At 45.3% G+C, this 18,925-nt stretch carries 20 protein-coding genes and 1 tRNA gene; 10 read left to right on the top strand and 11 right to left on the bottom strand.

The window, feature by feature from the left end:
• Positions 1-9: 9 nt before the first annotated feature.
• The gene (locus LW728_RS01095; protein WP_287764764.1) at positions 10-1,020 is read left to right on the top strand and encodes a DUF4435 domain-containing protein; all 1,011 of its coding nucleotides are present in this window, start codon (positions 10-12) and stop codon (positions 1,018-1,020) included.
• Positions 1,021-1,087: 67 nt separating this feature from the next.
• Here the strand turns inward: LW728_RS01095 and LW728_RS01090 are convergent, their stop codons facing one another.
• From LW728_RS01090 to LW728_RS01045, 10 genes are all read right to left on the bottom strand, one after another.
• On the bottom strand, positions 1,088-1,423 hold the full coding sequence (locus LW728_RS01090; protein WP_002741682.1) for a ribulose bisphosphate carboxylase small subunit: 336 nt from the start codon (positions 1,421-1,423) through the stop codon (positions 1,088-1,090).
• Positions 1,424-1,438: 15 nt separating this feature from the next.
• A complete protein-coding gene (rcbX, locus tag LW728_RS01085) occupies positions 1,439-1,837 on the bottom strand; it encodes a RuBisCO chaperone RbcX (protein ID WP_002732424.1) in 399 nt (132 codons plus the stop codon).
• Between the two features lie 130 nt (positions 1,838-1,967).
• Positions 1,968-3,383 carry a form I ribulose bisphosphate carboxylase large subunit gene (locus LW728_RS01080; RefSeq protein WP_002753365.1) on the bottom strand — a complete coding sequence of 472 codons (1,416 nt, stop codon included), beginning with the start codon at positions 3,381-3,383 and terminating at the stop codon, positions 1,968-1,970.
• A gap of 550 nt (positions 3,384-3,933) precedes the next feature.
• Positions 3,934-4,596, bottom strand: coding sequence for a beta-carboxysome scaffolding protein CcmN (ccmN, locus tag LW728_RS01075; RefSeq protein WP_002800746.1), 663 nt, complete (start codon positions 4,594-4,596; stop codon positions 3,934-3,936).
• 131 nt (positions 4,597-4,727) lie between these two features.
• Positions 4,728-6,686 (bottom strand): RuBisCO small subunit-like domain-containing protein, encoded by a 1,959-nt coding sequence (locus tag LW728_RS01070; RefSeq protein ID WP_287764761.1) that lies wholly within the window; start codon positions 6,684-6,686, stop codon positions 4,728-4,730.
• A 70-nt stretch (positions 6,687-6,756) separates the two neighbouring features.
• Positions 6,757-7,068 (bottom strand): beta-carboxysome shell vertex protein CcmL, encoded by a 312-nt coding sequence (gene ccmL, locus LW728_RS01065; protein ID WP_002734360.1) that lies wholly within the window; start codon positions 7,066-7,068, stop codon positions 6,757-6,759.
• A gap of 32 nt (positions 7,069-7,100) precedes the next feature.
• On the bottom strand, positions 7,101-7,442 hold the full coding sequence (locus tag LW728_RS01060) for a carbon dioxide-concentrating mechanism protein CcmK (RefSeq protein WP_002733426.1): 342 nt from the start codon (positions 7,440-7,442) through the stop codon (positions 7,101-7,103).
• Between the two features lie 66 nt (positions 7,443-7,508).
• Positions 7,509-7,820 (bottom strand): carbon dioxide-concentrating mechanism protein CcmK, encoded by a 312-nt coding sequence (locus LW728_RS01055; protein ID WP_002734613.1) that lies wholly within the window; start codon positions 7,818-7,820, stop codon positions 7,509-7,511.
• Positions 7,821-8,676: 856 nt separating this feature from the next.
• Positions 8,677-8,961, bottom strand: coding sequence for a Nif11-like leader peptide family natural product precursor (locus tag LW728_RS01050; RefSeq protein ID WP_002741693.1), 285 nt, complete (start codon positions 8,959-8,961; stop codon positions 8,677-8,679).
• A gap of 244 nt (positions 8,962-9,205) precedes the next feature.
• A complete protein-coding gene (locus tag LW728_RS01045) occupies positions 9,206-9,328 on the bottom strand; it encodes a hypothetical protein (protein WP_256377561.1) in 123 nt (40 codons plus the stop codon).
• On the opposite strand from LW728_RS01045, the gene miaB reads away from it, so the two are divergent.
• Positions 9,327-10,667 (top strand): tRNA (N6-isopentenyl adenosine(37)-C2)-methylthiotransferase MiaB, encoded by a 1,341-nt coding sequence (gene miaB / locus LW728_RS01040; protein WP_002800739.1) that lies wholly within the window; start codon positions 9,327-9,329, stop codon positions 10,665-10,667. The two genes, LW728_RS01045 and miaB, sit on opposite strands and share 2 nt — an antisense overlap.
• Before the next feature lie 166 nt (positions 10,668-10,833).
• On the top strand, positions 10,834-11,220 hold the full coding sequence (locus LW728_RS01035; protein WP_002800738.1) for a C6orf136 family protein: 387 nt from the start codon (positions 10,834-10,836) through the stop codon (positions 11,218-11,220).
• Between the two features lie 9 nt (positions 11,221-11,229).
• On the opposite strand, the gene LW728_RS01030 is transcribed toward LW728_RS01035, so the two are convergent.
• The gene (locus LW728_RS01030) at positions 11,230-12,642 is read right to left on the bottom strand and encodes a slr1306 family protein (RefSeq protein WP_287764758.1); all 1,413 of its coding nucleotides are present in this window, start codon (positions 12,640-12,642) and stop codon (positions 11,230-11,232) included.
• 176 nt (positions 12,643-12,818) lie between these two features.
• On the opposite strand from LW728_RS01030, the gene rpmG reads away from it, so the two are divergent.
• From rpmG to LW728_RS00995, 7 genes are all read left to right on the top strand, one after another.
• A complete protein-coding gene (gene rpmG, locus LW728_RS01025; RefSeq protein WP_002734724.1) occupies positions 12,819-13,013 on the top strand; it encodes a 50S ribosomal protein L33 in 195 nt (64 codons plus the stop codon).
• Between the two features lie 40 nt (positions 13,014-13,053).
• A complete protein-coding gene (rpsR, locus tag LW728_RS01020; protein ID WP_002770735.1) occupies positions 13,054-13,269 on the top strand; it encodes a 30S ribosomal protein S18 in 216 nt (71 codons plus the stop codon).
• Positions 13,270-13,861: 592 nt separating this feature from the next.
• Positions 13,862-16,090, top strand: coding sequence for a sensor histidine kinase (locus LW728_RS01015; RefSeq protein WP_287764756.1), 2,229 nt, complete (start codon positions 13,862-13,864; stop codon positions 16,088-16,090).
• 76 nt (positions 16,091-16,166) lie between these two features.
• A tRNA-Phe gene (locus tag LW728_RS01010) sits at positions 16,167-16,239 on the top strand.
• A gap of 234 nt (positions 16,240-16,473) precedes the next feature.
• Positions 16,474-17,217 carry a HEAT repeat domain-containing protein gene (locus tag LW728_RS01005; protein WP_004163699.1) on the top strand — a complete coding sequence of 248 codons (744 nt, stop codon included), beginning with the start codon at positions 16,474-16,476 and terminating at the stop codon, positions 17,215-17,217.
• Positions 17,201-17,818: a flavin prenyltransferase UbiX gene (locus tag LW728_RS01000; RefSeq protein ID WP_159247621.1), complete on the top strand. Its 618-nt coding sequence runs from the start codon at positions 17,201-17,203 to the stop codon at positions 17,816-17,818. The genes LW728_RS01005 and LW728_RS01000 overlap by 17 nt, the downstream gene beginning before the upstream one ends.
• 327 nt (positions 17,819-18,145) lie before the next feature.
• Positions 18,146-18,760, top strand: coding sequence for a LapA family protein (locus LW728_RS00995; RefSeq protein WP_004163697.1), 615 nt, complete (start codon positions 18,146-18,148; stop codon positions 18,758-18,760).
• Positions 18,761-18,925: the final 165 nt, after the last annotated feature.

Below are 18,925 nucleotides of genomic sequence, written 5' to 3'. Positions count from 1 at the left end.
ATCGACTTTATGAACAGATTACAGTTAACTCCTGAAGAATACGTTACTGAAATAATTATGTCAAATGATAGGTTTTTGTTGCTAGAAGGAGCCGATGATGAGAAGTTTTTTACTATTATTTGTAATCTTTTAAAACAAAATGAAGCTCAAATTTCAGCGGAAAAATTATATTTACTAAAAAATATTATTATTGATACTGCGGAGCGAATACAAGGAGAATTAGGAAATAGAGCTAAGATAGAAAAAATCTGTGATTTAGTTGCCCAAGAGCCGCCAGATGTTAACAATAGAGTTTTGGGCTTTGTTGATCGAGAATTTAGAGAATTTGAATGGAGCAATGATTTAAAAGATCATATTAAAACTCATAAAATTAACAAGAGATTAATTTGGAGTAGAGGTCATTCAATTGAAAACTATTTTTTTGAAATATCAACGTTGAGAAAGGCATTCAACGATTATTTAGTCAGTAGTTTTTATCAAGAAGCATTTGAAATTTTTGAATCTAAATTTGAGCATACTCTCAGAATAGCTTGTGCTTTGAGTTTAGCAGGTTTATCAGAAGATTTACTTAAGCCTATTGCTACATCAGTAAATTGGCAGTGTATAGATATCACCTCCACATCTCTGAAAATTGATTTAGAAGAATGGGATAAGATACTGAATAAAAAACACGAACTAGATCAACTTCGGATTCAAAAGCTATTTAATAAATTTGAAGTCTATTTGAATATGACCAATCAATGTGACATTGAAACCTCAAGATGGTTATCTCATGGACATATAGGATTTAATTTTATGTTTGTTGTTTATAGTAAATGTCTTTATATAACAGCCTCAGACTTATCGGATCCTCGGAAAAATCCTAGTCAAGAAGCCGAGAAAGTTAATCAATATAAAAACACACGCTTCCGCACAGTAGCAAATGCTTGGGTTAGAAATCAATCTGTAGAATTTCAAGGTAATAACCTTAATGATTTTCCAATCAAGTGTTTTTGGATGTTAATCAACGATTTTCAATAACAAATGATAGAAAAAAAGGGAGGTCTAAGAACCCCCCTCAATAGTTAATAATTAGATGACAGCCAAATTAGTAGCGGCCGGCATTGGGTTTATGAACAATAAAGCTCATGGTTTGACATTGTTTGATGTTGTCAAAAGCGATAACGCGGATATAGCAATCAGAATATTCAGTGCGGCACTCGCGAACTTCATTAAGAACTTCTTGGGGGCCAGAAACAGAGAATAAAGGCAGTTTCCACATCGTCCAATGATAATCCGCGGGTTTGGGATCTTTTTCAAATTCCACAGCAGGAATATAACCCTGATCGATCATGTATTGAATTTGTTTAGCAATTTGTTGATCGGTGAGGGGGGGCAAGTAGGAAAGAGTTTCGTAACGCTTCTCTTTAGGTAAAGTTTTCATGGGTTTCTTGATTCCTTATGGGTTGGGTAGATCATCAACATCGAGATTTAATTCCGATGTCTCTGGTTGACTTATAGCAGTACGGGTGAGACGTTCCAAAAGTTGCCGACGATGTTCGGTATTGTCATTAATAATTCCCGTTTTTACCATCTCTGGCAAGAACTCTAAAACCTGTTCGGCTAAATGTTCTCTTACCGTCATGATCCGCAAAACTAACTCTTTATTCTCAGTCATTAACCCCGCAATATAGGCCTCGCCATCCTGAATGGAATGGCTAGAAGTATAGTGACTCAGCCAAATAGCCAAAGTGGGATTAGTTTCTGACAATTGATCGATAATCGTGCGAACCGCTTGGTAAGTTAGGTAACTTTGTAAGACTTTCGCGGTATCTTGAACAACTTTTTTCGGATACATTTTATACAGTTTTCAGTTATTGGCTAGACAGTTATCAGTGTTGAAATTCTAGCGACTGCTTGCCGATTTTGGGCAAGTCCCCGGCATTATTTTGCACCGATAACTGCTAACAACCTTCTGAAGGGCTGTATTAGAGGGTATCCATAGCCTCGAACTCGAATTTGATTTCTTTCCAGAGTTCGCAAGCGGCAGCCAGTTCAGGACTCCAACGGCAAGCTTCCCGGATAACGTCGTTACCTTCGCGGGCCAAGGAGCGACCTTCGTTACGAGCTTGGATACAAGCTTCCAGAGCCACACGGTTAGCGGTGGCACCCGGTGCGTTACCCCAGGGGTGGCCGAGGGTTCCACCACCGAACTGTAAGCAGGAATCGTCACCGAAGATTTCCACCAGCGCCGGCATATGCCAAACGTGGATACCACCGGAAGCAACCGGCATTACCCCGGGTAAGGAGGCGTAGTCTTGGGTGAAGAAAATACCACGAGCGCGATCTTCTTCTACATAGTCTTCACGCATTAGGTCAACAAAACCCATCGTGATGCCGCGTTCACCTTCGAGTTTACCGACAACGGTTCCCGAGTGCAGGTGATCACCACCAGAGAGACGTAAGCACTTAGCTAAAACGCGGAAGTGGATACCATGATTTTTCTGACGGTCGATAACCGCGTGCATTGCCCGGTGAATGTGGAGCAGTAACCCTTTGTCGCGGCAGAATTTCGCCAGGGTGGTGTTAGCGGTGAAACCACCGGTGAGGTAGTCGTGCATGATGATGGGGGTTTTGATTTCGGCGGCGAATTCAGCCCGTTGCATCATCTGCTCGCAGGTAGGAGCAGTTACGTTGAGGTAATGTCCTTTAACTTCGTTGGTTTCTGCTTGGGATTTAACGATCGCCTCTTGGACGAAAAGGAAACGATCGCGCCAACGCATGAAGGGTTGAGAGTTAATATTTTCGTCGTCTTTGGTGAAGTCTAAACCACCGCGGAGACATTCGTAAACGGCACGACCGTAGTTTTTAGCGGAAAGGCCGAGTTTGGGTTTGATGGTGCAACCGAGTAGGGGGCGACCGTATTTGTTTAATTTGTCCCGTTCAACGGTGATACCGTGGGGAGGACCTTGGAAGGTTTTGATTAAAGCGACGGGGAAACGGATATCTTCTAACCGGAGACCGCGTAGAGCTTTGAAACCGAAAACGTTACCAACGATCGAGGTGAGGATGTTGGTGACGGAACCTTCTTCAAATAGATCTAAAGGATAGGCAACGAAACAGAAGAACTGGTTATCTTCGTTGGGTACGGGTTCGATATCATAACAACGACCTTTATAGCGATCGAGGTCGGTTAAGTTATCGGTCCAAACGGTGGTCCAGGTACCTGTGGAAGATTCCGCCGCTACCGCCGCACCTGCTTCTTCCGGAGGAACTCCGGGTTGGGGTGTCACCCGGAAGCAAGCTAGTAGATCGGTATCTTTGGGGGTGTAGTCGGGGGTGTAGTAGGTCAGTCGGTAGTCTTTTACGCCGGCCTGGAAACCTTTGGATTTGGCTTGCACCATTGGGATTATTCCTCCATAAACTGCATGATTAGTCGCACCTGTAAAATCTCGCCGTCAACCGACATAGATTTTTCTTAAGCTCCTGTCCCCTGCTGCTAGGAGCGAAGTTAGGGAGCAATTTTCACTAATGTTTTTTTCAACTGATCATCTTAACACGAACTTTATCCTATTCTGATCATTTTTTTTCTCTATCCCTAAAATTTTGATTGTTTTTTTTTCTCGGGGGGATTAGTTTCTTTAATCTGTCGTCATCTAACTTTGACAATCTCTACAAAAACACAAAAAAATCAACAAAAATTTACCTGATTGACACACAGAAACTTCTGCTCATCAGGCTTTGAGCGATTAAAACTACTCCTTAATTGAGGAAGATTATCAATAATTACAACCTCAAAAAATGTCGGCAATCGCTAAAGATGAATTAGATTCTTAAGCAATTATACCCAGTACCTAGAGGACAGTTAGACAGCAGTGAACTCTAGATAAATTAGGTCTAATTACTTAGTAATTATTGTTGAGATTTTTGGCTTGTGAACGATTATTTTCCCCTTCAAGAATTAAGGTTATTGTTGCCATTAAAACGATGACGTTCTGGAAATAGCGTGACCAATAACTGATTGATATAGACCTTTCCGACCACCGATGCTTGATTCGGTCGGTTAGTAGTAGATGCTGGTTCTCTGGTTTCCGCAGGACTGGCCTCGGCCACCGTTTCCTCGCCATCCCAAGGACTGGCCACGGTTTCGGCGACCACTTCCTCCATGGACGGCACTGGGGACACTTGACTGACTACGGGTTGCGGTTCCGGTAAAGGGGGTCTTTCCGGTTCCGATGGGGTCGCTGACACCTCGATGGTAATTTGACGGGAAGTATCTCCGATCAGGGAGCCAGACGGCACGAGCGACATCGCTGCCACAGAAGCATTAAAAATCGTTGTGGTTGAACCAATACAGGCATTTTCACCGATTTCACCCTGACCGACCATTAGAACACCTGTACCTAAAATTGCCCCTGCACCGATAGCAATCACACCCTGATAGGCGGTTAAAATTGTTCCCATACCCAGGCAAGCACCCGCACCGATAATTATTTGGCTATTGGGGGCTGCTCGGAGAATCACCCCCGGAGCCACGATCGCACTCTCATGAATGGTGACATCACCATTGACATAGAATTCCGAGCGGCTAATAGGTTGAACGGGGGGTAAGGACATAATTGACAGTTACTCAGTGATCAGTGATCAGTGAGCGGGGGTTAGGGGGTAGGGGTTAGAGTTTCCGGTATTTTTCCCGGTCTGCCAACACCTAACACCTATCTCCCTTCACCGATCGCCGAGTCCTGAAATTAAGGGCGTTGAATAATCGATTCGAGAACACGGCGTTTCGCTTGGGAGTCAATCCCGATCAGACGAACGTATTCCCCTTGATGGTCGCGCAGACAGGTTTCTAAAGCGGCCACCACATCGGATTCGCGACTGCTATCGATCGGGGTGCAGCTTTGCCAAGAACTGGTTTTAAAACGACGTTTATCCGCGTGTTCGGCCCCGATTTTGTGACCTTGGTTCAATAAAGAACGAATCTGAGCGATCGTTTCCGCCGTTAAGGTACTGGTTAAAGTGGCAGTACCGCCGCCGGAGGAGCCAGAAGCATAGCTTTTGAAACTCGGTTCAGCAACGGTGGCGGTTTTACCGTTGCCATTACTAGCCACCGAACCATCGGGACGCTGGATCACTGTTTCTAAAACCCGTTTTTTGGCTTTAGCATCGATACCGAGTAAGCGGACGTATTCGCCGCTATGCTCGCGTAAACAATCTTCCAAAGCAGTAATTACATCGGATTCGCGATTGCTTTCGATCGGGGCGCAACTCTGCCAAGAACTGGTTTTAAACCGGCGTTTATCCGCGTGTTCGGTGCCGATTTTGTAGCCTTGGGCAAGCAGGGAACGAATTTGAGCGATCGTTTCCCCACTTAAGCTACCACTGCTGCTATGACTGGCTCCGTTACTAGCGGGGGCGCTGTAGCTGCTGGCTTTGCCGCTGCCGTTACTAGCGGGGGTGCCGCCGGGGCGGTGAATAATCATTTCGACGACGCGTTTTTTCGCGTGCGGGTCGATCCCGATCAGGCGGACGTACTCATCGCTATTTTCAGTCACGATCGCTTCAATATCGCGAATGATGCCCGCTTCGCTCTTGGTTTCGATCGCAGGTCCAGTTAACCAAGAACTGGTTTTAAACCGGCGTTTATCCGCGTGTTCGGTGGCGATTTTCAGTCCTTGGGCCAGCAGGGAACGCACTTGTACCGACAGGTCGGAATGGCCGTTACCGTTGCCATGACCGCCGTGGACGGCGGTGGTGGTGCGGGCTGGTTCTCCGGGGGTGTCTTCGGGGCGTTGGATAATCATTTCCAGTATGCGCCGTTTAGCGGCGGGATCGACTCCGATCAGGCGGACGTATTCGCCTTGTAGGTCTCTGAGGGAGGCTTCTAGGGATTGGGATACCTGTTCTTCGCGGCCGCCGTCGATAAAGCCGGCACTTAACCAAGAACTGGTTTTAAAGCGGCGTTTGTCAGCGTATTCGATGCCGATCTTGTAGCCTTGGGAGAGGAGGGAGCGAACCTGCGCTCGAATGTTTGTATTTAAACTCATAGGTGTCACCGAATTTCTATATAGCGTCTCATTAGCGATGTTTATAGCGGCTGCCGGTGCAGGAGTCGCTGGGCTGTGGGCTTTGACCGGGACGCTGGGGGCGAGGTCGATATCGACAATGTGACGAGTGAAGGCTCGATCGATTTCTGTGACATCGGGTAAGCGGTCGGCCTGTTGTTGGCTGGTGATCACGGAACCGGATGGCACGAATTTACCGGCGGGGATTTCCACGTCTTGAACGAGGGCGTGCATCATGACGATGCAATCGGCCCCGATGCGGGCATTAAAGACGGTGGAGCGAAAACCGATAAAGCAGCGATCGCCCACATAGGCAGGCCCGTGAATGAGTGCCATGTGGGTGATGCAGCTGCCCCGGCCGATCCACACCGAATATTCTCGGCCGTCATCTCCCACCACACGGCTTTTTTCTAAACCGTGGATGATTGCTCCGTCCTGAATTTTGCTGTCGTCGCCAATGTGAAAGGGGGTTCCTTCATCGGCGCGGATGGAAGTCCCCGGAGCGATCACCACTCGCGCCCCGATCTCGATAGCGCCACTGAGGTTAGAGAAGGTGTGGACTTTGGCACTCTCGTCTATGCGCGTTTCCTCTGGGGATTTGGTCCGCTTTTTCGGACTAGCCGCCGTTGTGCGGACGACCATAGTTAGTCTTCCTCCATACTGAATTTGGCTGGCTGGTTGTTAATTAACTGTGTTTGGGTCCTATCGATTTCTAACCGGATTGACGAAATTCGTCTCTCTTGCTGTAGAGGGTGCGATTTTCTACGGTTATAGTGTCAATAATCCCCACCACCATCGCGTCAAGGGGGCGATTGTTCTGACCGTCTTCGATACGAGCCGCTCCTCCCCGGGACACTAGCACCCATTCATTAAGCCCCGCTCCGACAATATCACCCGCTACTTCGTATTTAGGCAAAAGTTGCCCCTGTGCGTCGATGAATTGCAAAAGCAGAAGTTTCACTCCCGTCATACTGCGCGGTTTCAGGGTGCTAACGACGGTTCCGCAAACTTTGGCAATTTGCATGGAATTTGTTTACACTAAAAGTTAGTTGCGCTCTAGATTCGTCTTAAAGGTTGCGGGTTAACACTTTCACGAAACTGTTCCACGGCTTCTGTATAACGGATGGGAAGAACGTATTCGAGGTTTTCGTGGGGACGGGCGATGATGTGGGTCGAGAGGACTTGACCACCTTTAACACGATTAGATGCCGCTTCTGTCCCCGCCGATACGGAGGCCTGTACTTCCGAAACGTCCCCCCGGACGATGACGGTGACGCGACCACTACCAATTTTTTCGTAACCTACTAGGGTTACGCGGGCGGCTTTTACCATGGCATCAGCCGCCTCGACAACGGCCGGGAAACCCAAGGTTTCCACCATGCCCACTGCAATTGACATAATATTTTTGTCTCCTAATGGTTGGCTTTCTTCGACTCTATAGATGCTGACCCCGATCAACGGTGTTTAATAGCTGCGGAATTGCTCTACTTCTTCGGTGTAGCGAATGGGCAGCACGTATTCGAGGTTTTCGTGGGGACGGGCGATGATATGGGTAGATAGCACTTGTCCTCCGTTAACCCGGTTGGCGTTTTCCACTCCGGCAGCCACAGAAGCTTGCACTTCTGAAACGTCTCCCCGGACGATGACAGTGACGCGACCACTACCGATCTTTTCGTAACCCACTAGAGTCACCCTGGCGGCTTTGACCATGGCATCGGCCGCTTCCACAACGGCGGGAAATCCTAGGGTTTCAATCATTCCTACTGCAATTGGCATTTTTTTGTTCCTCGCTTGTCAAGCCAAACTAAACTATTAATCTCGTTAGCGTTATCAATTTTGTTTCAGTCAAATTCTTTCCTTGTTACTTTTCCTGCTCTAGCTTTGGTGGCAGTCGGGATCGTGGCAAGGTGGGGGTAAGACCATCCTAAATTTTATCTCGATCGTGACCGTTTTCATCCACTAATTTTATTTTCTAGGGCTGGTTGGTAAAAATTTGACGAGTCAGGCAAAATTATCAACCTAAAAAAAGCATAGGAAACTATGACACCTTTGACAATATAAAACATTATGATTATTTCTCATCTTCAGGTTAACGAAAGTTAATCATTCCTTGACTTCGCCCATCAGCCTCAGCAATTCTCAGGAGATCTACAGCTAAAACCTTTGCTATGAGCCGATTTCCGCTTTAAGTTTTCTCTTGGCGGCTTGCTTGTCTCTGCCGGATTTATTGGCAGATAAAAGCCTATTTTCCCTGATTTCGGCTTTTTTATAATTTTTTTATACTATATACGGCTGGGGTGGGGGAGTGGGGTGAGGGGAGTGGGAATTATAAATTATGAATTATGAATTATGAATTGGGAGCATTCCACTTTTGCCATAAGCAATTATACTTAGATGCGAAATGCTTAGATGGCAAGCCTTTTCGGTAGTTCTGGGAATTATAAATTATGAATTATAAATTATGAATTGGAAGCATCCCAATTTTGCCATAAGCAATTGTACTTAGATGCGAAATGCTTAGTGGGATGCTCCCTATGAATTGGGGAGAGAGGGGAGCCTTTTTCAGTGATTAGTAAACAGTGAAATGAAAACTCACCTCTGATCACTGGTAACTGATCACTGATGACTGATTCTAGCGATCGATCTCACCTTCGTAGGGTTGGACACCGATCGAGGGATAATTATCGTGGTTAGGGCTGAAAACTTCTAACACTGCATGAGCTAACTTTTGGAAAAAGTCGGGACTCTCGTGCAAGGATTTAAGTGCTGCTTCTAATTCAGGACGGGAGAAATCGAAGCCTTGCGAGCGAGCTATCTCTAGTAATTGCTGAGGATCTTGGGTTGAGCGCATTTTTTGACCCAATTCTTCGTTTTTAGCGGCTAAGGCGAAGAAGTCGAACACTTGATTTTTAGACATATAAATATTTTTCCTTTGATGATTAAAGGTGTGGCCTCTGGGGTGTGGAGGTTAAACTGCCTAGTTATGGTTTATTTTTATCCTACCAGTCAGGAGATATCCTCAAAGCAAAAGTTTCGTTTTTCTTTGCTTGTATGGCTGAGTATGCTTTAGGTCTAATTCTGAGGAGTGGGAAGTGGGGTGTAGGGTGTGGGGTGTGGGGTGTAGGGTGTGGGGTGTGGGGTGTAGGGTGTAGGGTGTTTTCTCAGTGAACTGATAACTGATAACTGATAACTGAATCCTGCCGACCGCCGACCGCTTCTTTCAAGTCAGAGAATAAATAGCCTAAAATAGAAACCTGCACTCTTGTTTCTGTAGCCAGCATCATGAATAAATCCCCACGTCGTTACCATATCACCACCTTTGGTTGTCAGATGAATAAGGCTGACTCCGAACGCATGGCGGGTATTTTAGAAGATTTGGGGTTTCAATGGTCTGAGGATGCCAACGAAGCCGATTTAATCCTCTACAATACCTGTACAATTCGCGATAATGCCGAACAGAAGGTTTATTCCTATCTCGGTAGACAGGCTAAACGCAAACAAACTCAACCCGATCTTACTCTAGTGGTCGCTGGCTGCGTGGCCCAACAGGAAGGGGAACAATTATTAAGACGGGTTCCCGAAGTGGATTTAATTATCGGTCCCCAACACGCAAATCGCTTGGGAGACTTATTACAACAAGTTTTTGACGGTTCCCAGGTGGTGGCCACCGAACCCATCCACATCATGGAAGATATCACCAAACCGCGCCGGGATAGTAATATTACCGCTTGGGTGAACGTCATCTATGGTTGTAATGAACGCTGTACCTATTGTGTGGTTCCGGGGGTGCGCGGGGTGGAACAATCTCGCACTCCTGCGGCAATTCGAGCAGAAATGGCACAATTAGGACAACAGGGTTATAAAGAAATCACCCTTTTAGGTCAAAATATCGATGCCTACGGACGGGATTTACCCGGAGTGACGGCAAGCGGCCGACATCTGCACAATTTCACCGATTTACTCTACTACATTCACGATGTGGCCGGCATTGAACGTCTCCGTTTTGCCACCAGTCACCCCCGCTATTTTACCGAACGTTTAATTAAAGCTTGTCAGGAATTACCTAAAGTTTGTGAACATTTTCATATCCCTTTTCAATCGGGGGATAATGATATTCTCAAGGCGATGAAACGGGGCTATACTCAGGAAAAATACCGACAAATTATTGCTAATATTCGCGATTTAATGCCAGATGCTGCCATTAGTGCCGATGCGATTGTCGGATTCCCCGGAGAAACAGAGGCACAGTTCGAGAATACTTTAAAATTAGTCGATGAGATTGGTTTTGATCAATTAAATACGGCGGCCTATTCTCCCCGTCCAGGCACTCCGGCCGCTATTTGGGATAATCAATTAAGTGAGCAGGTAAAAAGCGATCGCTTACAAAGATTAAATCATTTAGTGGCCACAAAAGCCGCCGAACGTTCCCAAAGATATTTAGGCAGAATTGAGGAAATTTTAGTGGAAGAAGTTAACCCTAAAGATGCTAGTCAAGTTATGGGAAGAACTAGAGGCAATCGCTTAACTTTCTTTACGGGAAATCTTGAGGAATTGCGCGGCAAATTTGTTAAGGTTAAAATTACCGAAGTCCGTCCCTTTAGTTTGACGGGAGTGATCTTTTAATAGTTAACAGTGACCCCTCAGCAGTGAAAAAAGGCAATAGCTATCGGGAATAATTTGCCAAGTAGGTAGCTGTTAAAAATTGTCAGATACCCCCCTTATCAAGGGGTGCAGGGGGGATCAAAGGCAAAATCTATCTTCAATTTAATTATAACTAATTACTTATTTTATGGATATTATCGCTATTTTGCAGCAAGATTATCAAAGATTTCCCCTCGATCAAACCTATGATATTTATGCTGATGACGTTTATTTTCAAGACCCTCTCAATCAATTTCGGGGGATTAAACGCTATCGGGAAATGATTGGTTTTATGGGTCAATGGTTCCAAGCTATCAAGATGGATGTCCACGCAATTGAACAGCAGGGAAATATTATTAATACCCGTTGGACATTGCACTGGACAACTCCTTTACCTTGGCGGCCCCGCATCGCTATTTCTGGACGCAGCCAATTAACTCTCGATGACAATAATCTGATTATTTCTCATATCGATTATTGGGATTGTTCGCGCTGGGATGTGCTGCGTCAGCATTTATCTTTTCCCAGTTCTTAACTACATTTTTTAACCAGAAAATGCCGACCAACGAGCGCTCGTTTGCTTGACAAAATCCTGTAAAAATGCTAGGCGCTGATTTTGTTCCCAGACCTGTTTAACTTTATTCTGCAAACTCGTCCAATTCCAATCATTATTCAGTTGCTCGTTAATTTCCTGTTCTTGAAAATATTCAACTAAACTTAAACCAGCTAAACGAGTTAGATAGGCTGCCCCGATTCCCTGCACTGTACCACCGGCAATATAAGTAATCGCATTTCCCTTGAGAATTGTTCCTAATGCCTGGGTTGTCACTTCTACCATGCCCAATTGTACCATCATTTTCCCCAGGGTGGCCATGGCTGTTTTTGCTTGTTCAAGGGACATTTTTTGTTGATAAATTCCCCCTAAATCCACTAACATTTGAGCGTTAGTAGCTGCCGCTAAAACTAAATCTAGGGCCGCGAGAGGATTAGCAAAAGTGGCAGTAGCGGCTATCCATTGGTATTGTTCGATAACAGGTAAAGCCTTTTTGCGTCGGGATTGATTGAGTAATTGTTTGGTTTCCTTGGCTAATTCTAGCGCTTGTCTCCAGATAGTTCCCAGAACTAATTCGGACTTTTCTTGTTCGATAATTTTTCGGAGATGATTATCTAAAGGATCGATAACTACCGTTTGAGGTTCCGTCCATTCCTTGATTTCTCCATTGCTTTGATGTTGACGAACTTTTAGGGGTTCAGGGGCAGCGGCTATGGCTAAAATATGATGAGCGGGAATAGTTTCTTTTAGTCTTTGTTTCAGGGAAAGGAGTATTTCTTCTCTGGTTTCGGCGGGTAAACGATCCTGTTTATTCAGTAACAGAATAACACGCTGGTGCATTCGATCGAATTGCTGGAGGATTTGCCATTCGGAATCGGTTAAATCCCCATTGATAAGATACAAAACTAAGTCGGCTGCTAGGGACTTTTGCTGGTTAGCGGTGCAGTCGAGAGTCAGAAGGGGTTCCGTTTCCAGAAAAGCGATAGATTCTCCAAAGTTGCCGGTTTCTAGTAGTTTTTTTAAGGCAGTTTTACCAGTTTTTCTAGCACCGGTAATGGCAATTTTCAGGTCTTGGCGACTAAATTCTTGGTTTAATTGGGTTAAAGTGGTTTTGAGTGGGGTTAAGTCTTGATGGGGGTCTTCTTTGGCCAGATAATTAATTATCTTCTCGGCCTTGGTAATCGCTTGTTTAACCTTTTCTAGACTCAGGGGAGTGGGAGGGGAAAAATCGATTTTCGCGTTGGGTTTTTGCCAGAACCAGATACCAGCGCCAAGAGCAAACGCACCTAAAATACCCCAGGAACCGACTTCGCTCACTGTACTATTGAGAGTTTCCCCCAGGGTGAAAGCGATGGTAATGCCTATCCCCGTCACTAAAATCGGTTTACCCAATCTTACCGTCATTTTCCTCATCCTCGCCAACTGCTGTGATTATTCTAGCTTTTTTGTGCTGGATTTCATCCCAAACTCAACTTTTTAGCCGACAATTCCCCTGGTTCGTCCCGGCCGCTCTTGCCTAAAAGGCCCTAGATATGTCATAATGATCGATTGCGTGTAAATTTACCCGATCCCCTGTTGTTATGGCTAGTAAAAAAGGCGTTCGCCTGATCATCACTGTAGAATGCACGGAATGCCGCAGTAATCCCGATAAGCGTACCCCCGGCGTTTCTCGCTACACCACCAGCAAAAACCGTCGCAATACCACCGGCAGACTGGAAATCAAGAAATACTGTCCCCACTGCAATAAGCACACCGTCCACAAGGAAATTAAGTAAACACACTTTAGTTAAAAAGTCAAGCAATCTTTACAAATCTATGAGCTACTATCGTAAACGTCTCTCTCCCATCTCCCCTAGTCAACCGATTGACTACAAAGACACCGAACTCCTCCGCAAATTCATCACCGAACGCGGCAAAATTTTGCCTAGACGTATCACCGGTTTAACTTCTAAACAACAGCGAGATTTAACTGAAGCGGTGAAACGGGCCCGTTTAATGGCTTTATTGCCTTTTGTCAACCAAGAAGCCTAAATTCAGTGATCAGTAATCAGTAATCAGTGAACAGTGATCACTGAAAATAATTGGCTAATTAAAACAGTTATCCTAATGGTGGGGTAGGAGGTTCTCCTTTTGGAGAGCCGGTCGTCGATGCCAAATTAGGTTATGCTTCCTCTTGATAAGAAACGCTGTATTTGATAAGTAATAGCACAAAATTAACTTCTTGGTGAGGATAGGCACTCATGGAAGAAGTAATTGGATATGTGTAATTAATTGTGTCTAGCTACTTAAGTAGGTAGGCGTTAAAAGTTGTCAGATGCCCCCCTTATCAAGGGGGGCAGGGGGGATCGAACCTAAAATCCATTTTTAATTTAATTATAACCAGCTACTTAACTTAAAACTTAAACCTGATAACTGATAACTGATAACTGATAACTGATAACTGATAACTGATCTCAGTATATTGGGGTCGCTTTCTCGTTTTTGCAAAGAAATATATCGGAATCGGCAGCGGATAGGAAAACTTGTGCGAGGATCTTAAGAAATAATTAAATCGCTCTAGGAGTAGCCGACGATTTTGTGATTATCGATCCAAATCCACCAATTAGCATAATGGGAGGCTCTTATGGAAAAGCAGCCGTCAGAAATCGATACCGAGTTGGATGCACAGCTAAAAGAGGAGGATTCCGAGCAGTTTCTGCGTAGTATATTTAATTCCGTGCAAGCGTCGATTTTTGTGGTGGACGTGCTGGAAAATAGAGATTTTCGCTATGTGGGAGCAAACCCCGTTCATGAATGCTGGACAGGATTGCGCTCATCAGATATTAAAGGCAAAACTCCCGAACAAATCCTTCCCCCCGATGATGCGCGTAGTGTGCGGCAACACTACAGTGACTGTGTACGTTACGGAACGACTATTTCCTACGAACAGTATTTACCTTTTCAAAATATACCCTACTGGTGGCTAACGACTTTAACACCCCTACGGGATGACAATGGGAGCATCTATCGTTTAGTGGGAACCAGTACCAATATCACCGAACGCAAACAGGCCGAAGAAGCTTTAAGATTACAAGCAGAACGGGAACAACTACTGGGGGTAATGCAGGAAAGAATCCGGCAATCGTTGGATCTTGATCGCATTTTGCAAAGAACTGTTAAAGAAGTGCGACAATTTCTCAACTGCGATCGAGTGTTAATTTATCGTTTATTCCCCGATCATAGTGGCATGATTGTGGTGGAATCCCATACTGCGAGGATTAATTCTGTCTTAGGAAACAGGATCCAGGATCCCTGTTTTAATTTATCCCCAGAACGTCTGGAAAATTATCGTCGCGGCAGGATTCAAGTTATTGAAAATGTCCATAATTCGGGACTTGATCCCTGTTATCGCAACTTACTTACTTCTTTGCAAGTACAGGCTAACTTGGTGGTGCCGATTATCTGCGATAACCAACTCTGGGGGTTACTAATTGCCCAGAATTGCCAAAAAACTCGCCCTTGGCAATCCCAAGAAATCGATCTACTCAAACAATTAGCCATTCAAGTGGGAATTGCCATTCAACAAGCAGAACTGCACCAACGGGTAAAATGCTTGAATACTGCTCTAGAATCGGAGGTTCAGCAAAGAACCGCCGAATTGCAGATGAGTTTGAAGTATGAAGCCTTAATCGGACGGATTACCGAAAAAATTCGCGATAGTCTCGATGAAAATCATATTCTGCAAACCACCACTAGGGAATTAGTGCAGGTTTTACCCGTAGAAAGGGCCCAAATTGAGCTTTACGATCCCAGTCGCAGCAAAGCTACTATTGTCCACGAATATACCACTCAAAAGCTTATCTGTCAGGGAATTACCCGTCAAATTAGCGATTTTCCCGAAATCTATCAACCGCTGCTGCACAAACAAATTTTACAATTTGTTGATCGTCTTCCCCTTGGTAATCCGCAAATTGGTCGTGTTAACCGTTGCGCTTGTGCTATCTTTGACGATAAGGGTTTTTTGGGCAATCTTTGGCTAATTCGACCAGCTAATCATATTTTTAACTCCTTAGAAACTAATTTGATTCAACATATTGCCACCGAATGTGCGATCGCTATTCGACAGGCGCGACTTTACGAATCTTCCCAAGCACAAGTGCGGGAACTAGAAAAACTGGAAAGATTAAAAAGCGAATTCCTGAAAACCCTTTCCCATGAACTGCGAACCCCGATTACCAGCATTCGTCTAGCGGTGGAAACCCTAGAGAGTCTCCTAGAAGATCAAGGGATCGAGATCGCTCCAGAGGATTCGATCGGTGAACTGTTGCAAATTCTTAACATTGAATCTCAACGTCAGAGTAAGTTAGTTAATGATCTGTTGACTTTAACCTATCTGGATGCGGAAACCGAACCCCCGGCGATGGAAGCGATCGACTTACTTTCTTGGCTACCCTTATTAGTGGAACCTTTTCGCACTCTCACCCGCGAGCGACAACAGCAGTTAATTTTAGATATAGATGGGGATATACCGGAGATTAACAGCAGTCTGTGTCATATTGAGCGCATCATAGCGGAATTACTGACCAATGCTTCTAAATATACTCCGGAGCAGGGAATAATTAGGGTAAATGTCTGGCGTGCGGATGAGCAAATATTAATTAGTGTGAGCAATTTAGGAGTAGAAATCGCCCTAGAGGAATTATCAAGAATATTTGCCCCTTTTTATCGCATTCCTAACCAAGATCCCTGGCGCTACAGTGGCACCGGTTTAGGTTTAGCTTTGGTCGGCAAACTGATTAAACCCCTGAATGCTACCATCGATGTCACCAGTGCCAACGCTGTCACCACTTTTACCCTCACCTTGCCAATCTAGTCGAGGGGAAAACTTTTTAGAAAAAAACCTTGCAATTATTTCGAGGGCGTGCTATCTTGAGAAAGGACTGAAAAACGCCGAGATAGCTCAGTTGGTAGAGCAGAGGACTGAAAATCCTCGTGTCCGCGGTTCAAATCCGCGTCTTGGCATCGGAAAAACACCAAAATTTGCCCTGTATTTACTTTCTAGTCTGCTAGGTTTTGTAAATGCAAGAATAGGCGGTGAGAATGCGTCTTAGCTTATCAGTGATGATACGGGCTGCCTATCTTCGCTCGGATTTGGATCTTCAGTTCACTGATAACTGATAAGTCTCCCGAACCAGCAATTACTTTTTGATTTTGGGCTTGACGTAAGCGGTCACGGATTAAGATAATCTAACAAGTATGTACGACAATGAAATCCTAGACCCTAGCAACTCCTTAAATAATCCTCTCGATGGGAGCGATCCGGATCAAGCAGCGGAAATCCCCCCCGATCCAGAGGAAATGCTCTCATTGCTTACTTCTGATCATCTGAGCGAGAGAATGATCGCGGCCCGCGCCTTTTGTGAATTGCGTGACGAAAGAGCGATCGCTCCTTTACTAGAGATGTTAAGCGATGTCTGTCCCCTAGTGCGTGTCAGTGTCGCCTACGCTTTGGGCCGAAATCCCAGTCTTAGCGCCGTGGAGCCTTTAATCGATCTACTGGCCAGAGATTGGAATGGTTACGTCAGAAAAGGGGTAGTTTGGGCCCTGGGTAACTGTGGCGACCGCAGAGCGATCGAGCCTTTGGTTCATGCTCTCAAAACCGATATTTCGGCGGTGCGATTATGGGCCGCCAGTAGTTTGGCCCAGATTGCCAAGGTCAATTATGAAGATATCATCACCGTGTTGCCGCCTTTAATTGAAGGATTGCGCCGAGATTTAATCGCAGCGGTGCGGAGTAATTGCGCTTGGTCAATTGGTCAATTATGCCGAGAATTGCCCTTCAATGTGATTTATGCCACGGCGATCGATGCTTTGATCGAGGCCTTGGTGGAAGATGAGGATTTAGGTGTCAAGGAAGATGCGAGAGGTGCTTTATTAAAAGTGGGCGACCCGAGAGGATTACAATTGATCGAGGAATTAGAGCTTGAAGGAATTATCTAAACCGCTAATTTTGGGCGTTACGGGGGCATCAGGGCTGATTTATGCCGTGCGTACCCTCAAATATCTACTTTTAGCCGACTACACGATCGATCTAGTGGCTTCCAAATCAGCTTACACTGTCTGGCAAGCGGAAGATCAGACGCGGATGCCTCCAGAACCGGAACTGCAAGAACAATTTTGGCGCAGCCAATGCGGGGTGATGGAAAGGGGAAAATTACGCTGTCATCGTTGGGGGGATGTGGGGGCAACGATCGCCAGTGGTTCCTATCGCACCCTTGGTATGGTAATTATTCCCTGTAGCATGAGTACAGTGGCTAAATTAGCGGGGGGGTTAAGTTCCGATTTGCTAGAAAGAGCGGCGGATGTGCAGATTAAGGAGGGCAGAAAATTGGTTTTAGTGCCGCGAGAAACCCCTTTTAGTTTAATTCATCTGCGTAATTTAACCACTTTAGCCGAGGCGGGCGTTAGAATTGTGCCAGCAATACCGGCATGGTATCACCATCCCCAATCGATCGAGGATTTGGTCGATTTTGTCATCGCTCGTACTCTCGATCAGTTAGATATCGATTGTGTGGCCATTAATCGCTGGCAAGGACATTAACAGTTATCAGTTATCAGTGATCAGTGGATAGTGGACAGTGGTTAGTGGTTAGTGGGAAAGCATCTCATTTATGCAAGTGAGTAATTATACTTATCCATAAAACTGGTTTCTAGCAAGGCTTTCAAAATAGCTTGACATAAAAACGTACCTTTTGGGCGAACGCAGTTCGCCCCTACATTGTGGACAAAATCCGTTACTGTAGGGGCGCAAAGCTTGCGCCCTCCGATCGATTGGGATATTATTCCCACGCAAGTCCCTTAGTGATTGATCACTGATCACTGTTTACTGATCACTGTTTACTGAATCACTGAATCAAGGGAGGTAAAAATGGGCTGGATTATGGTCTTATTTGCGATCGCTGTGGGCGGATTACTGATCTGGCAGAATCTGGGGGCGATCACTTTGGTCTTTTTTGGCGGTATTATGACGGTAAAACTGCCCCTAGCGGTCTGGGTGTTACTTTTTACCCTAGCGGGAATTATCAGTGGTTTAACCCTGCAATTTCTCTATAGTTTTGGTCGTCCTGTGGCTGCCCCAAAAGCTTCCCCTCGTATAGGAAATAATCCTACAGTCCCACCGCCATCTCCCCGACCTACCTATATTCAAGATTCTGCTCCGTCTCCACCGAGTAACGATTGGGAAAGAGATAGCGGTGATGATTGGAATTTTGATACACCCCCCGAAAAACCGACGATCATTCAGGAGCGGGAAGAATTCCCGCCTAGGGTGGCTGATAGGGAAAAAGTTGATTTTGTCAAGCCTCCTAGTGACAGTTCTCAAACCGGCTCGGTTTATTCCTATAGTTACCGCACAGCCAAACAGACTCGCGGGGAAAAGGCCGATCAAGTGTACGATGTCAATTATCGGATTATTACACCCCCCGCCCAAGATCAAAACCAAGATCGGGAGGTAAACAAAGGGGATGAAGAGGAGTGGATTTAACTTTGACAGAGACAGAACCAGTGCTGATCAGCTAAAAATTGCTAAAAAGACGTTGACACTCCCCGCTCTAAAGAGACGGGGATTCTTGGTTCACAGAGATTACTTGCTTAGACAGAATTGCTTCTGAAAAAGTAGAGGTATTCTCTCCCCAAGCGTTTATTGGAT

Source organism: Microcystis sp. 49638_E5 (genome assembly GCF_021300285.1).
Taxonomy (GTDB): domain Bacteria; phylum Cyanobacteriota; class Cyanobacteriia; order Cyanobacteriales; family Microcystaceae; genus Microcystis; species Microcystis aeruginosa_C.
Note: the sequence above shows the minus strand (reverse complement) of the source record. Positions and strands in the feature narration are given on the sequence as shown.

What these genes read in the sequence shown, in the direction of transcription:
- rcbX (WP_002732424.1), bottom strand. Translation starts at nt 1,837, where the DNA reads ATGTATCCGAAAAAAGTTGTTCAAGATACCGCGAAAGTCTTACAAAGT.
- LW728_RS01060 (WP_002733426.1), bottom strand. Translation starts at nt 7,442, where the DNA reads ATGTCAATTGCAGTGGGCATGGTGGAAACCTTGGGTTTCCCGGCCGTT.
- LW728_RS01070 (WP_287764761.1), bottom strand. Translation starts at nt 6,686, where the DNA reads ATGGTCGTCCGCACAACGGCGGCTAGTCCGAAAAAGCGGACCAAATCC.
- LW728_RS01095 (WP_287764764.1), top strand. Translation starts at nt 10, where the DNA reads ATGAACAGATTACAGTTAACTCCTGAAGAATACGTTACTGAAATAATT.
- LW728_RS00995 (WP_004163697.1), top strand. Translation starts at nt 18,146, where the DNA reads ATGGGCTGGATTATGGTCTTATTTGCGATCGCTGTGGGCGGATTACTG.
- LW728_RS01035 (WP_002800738.1), top strand. Translation starts at nt 10,834, where the DNA reads ATGGATATTATCGCTATTTTGCAGCAAGATTATCAAAGATTTCCCCTC.
- rpsR (WP_002770735.1), top strand. Translation starts at nt 13,054, where the DNA reads ATGAGCTACTATCGTAAACGTCTCTCTCCCATCTCCCCTAGTCAACCG.
- LW728_RS01030 (WP_287764758.1), bottom strand. Translation starts at nt 12,642, where the DNA reads ATGACGGTAAGATTGGGTAAACCGATTTTAGTGACGGGGATAGGCATT.
- LW728_RS01005 (WP_004163699.1), top strand. Translation starts at nt 16,474, where the DNA reads ATGTACGACAATGAAATCCTAGACCCTAGCAACTCCTTAAATAATCCT.
- LW728_RS01055 (WP_002734613.1), bottom strand. Translation starts at nt 7,820, where the DNA reads ATGCCAATTGCAGTAGGAATGATTGAAACCCTAGGATTTCCCGCCGTT.
- ccmL (WP_002734360.1), bottom strand. Translation starts at nt 7,068, where the DNA reads ATGCAAATTGCCAAAGTTTGCGGAACCGTCGTTAGCACCCTGAAACCG.
- miaB (WP_002800739.1), top strand. Translation starts at nt 9,327, where the DNA reads ATGAATAAATCCCCACGTCGTTACCATATCACCACCTTTGGTTGTCAG.
- LW728_RS01045 (WP_256377561.1), bottom strand. Translation starts at nt 9,328, where the DNA reads ATGATGCTGGCTACAGAAACAAGAGTGCAGGTTTCTATTTTAGGCTAT.
- LW728_RS01090 (WP_002741682.1), bottom strand. Translation starts at nt 1,423, where the DNA reads ATGAAAACTTTACCTAAAGAGAAGCGTTACGAAACTCTTTCCTACTTG.
- LW728_RS01050 (WP_002741693.1), bottom strand. Translation starts at nt 8,961, where the DNA reads ATGTCTAAAAATCAAGTGTTCGACTTCTTCGCCTTAGCCGCTAAAAAC.
- LW728_RS01015 (WP_287764756.1), top strand. Translation starts at nt 13,862, where the DNA reads ATGGAAAAGCAGCCGTCAGAAATCGATACCGAGTTGGATGCACAGCTA.
- ccmN (WP_002800746.1), bottom strand. Translation starts at nt 4,596, where the DNA reads ATGTCCTTACCCCCCGTTCAACCTATTAGCCGCTCGGAATTCTATGTC.
- LW728_RS01080 (WP_002753365.1), bottom strand. Translation starts at nt 3,383, where the DNA reads ATGGTGCAAGCCAAATCCAAAGGTTTCCAGGCCGGCGTAAAAGACTAC.
- rpmG (WP_002734724.1), top strand. Translation starts at nt 12,819, where the DNA reads ATGGCTAGTAAAAAAGGCGTTCGCCTGATCATCACTGTAGAATGCACG.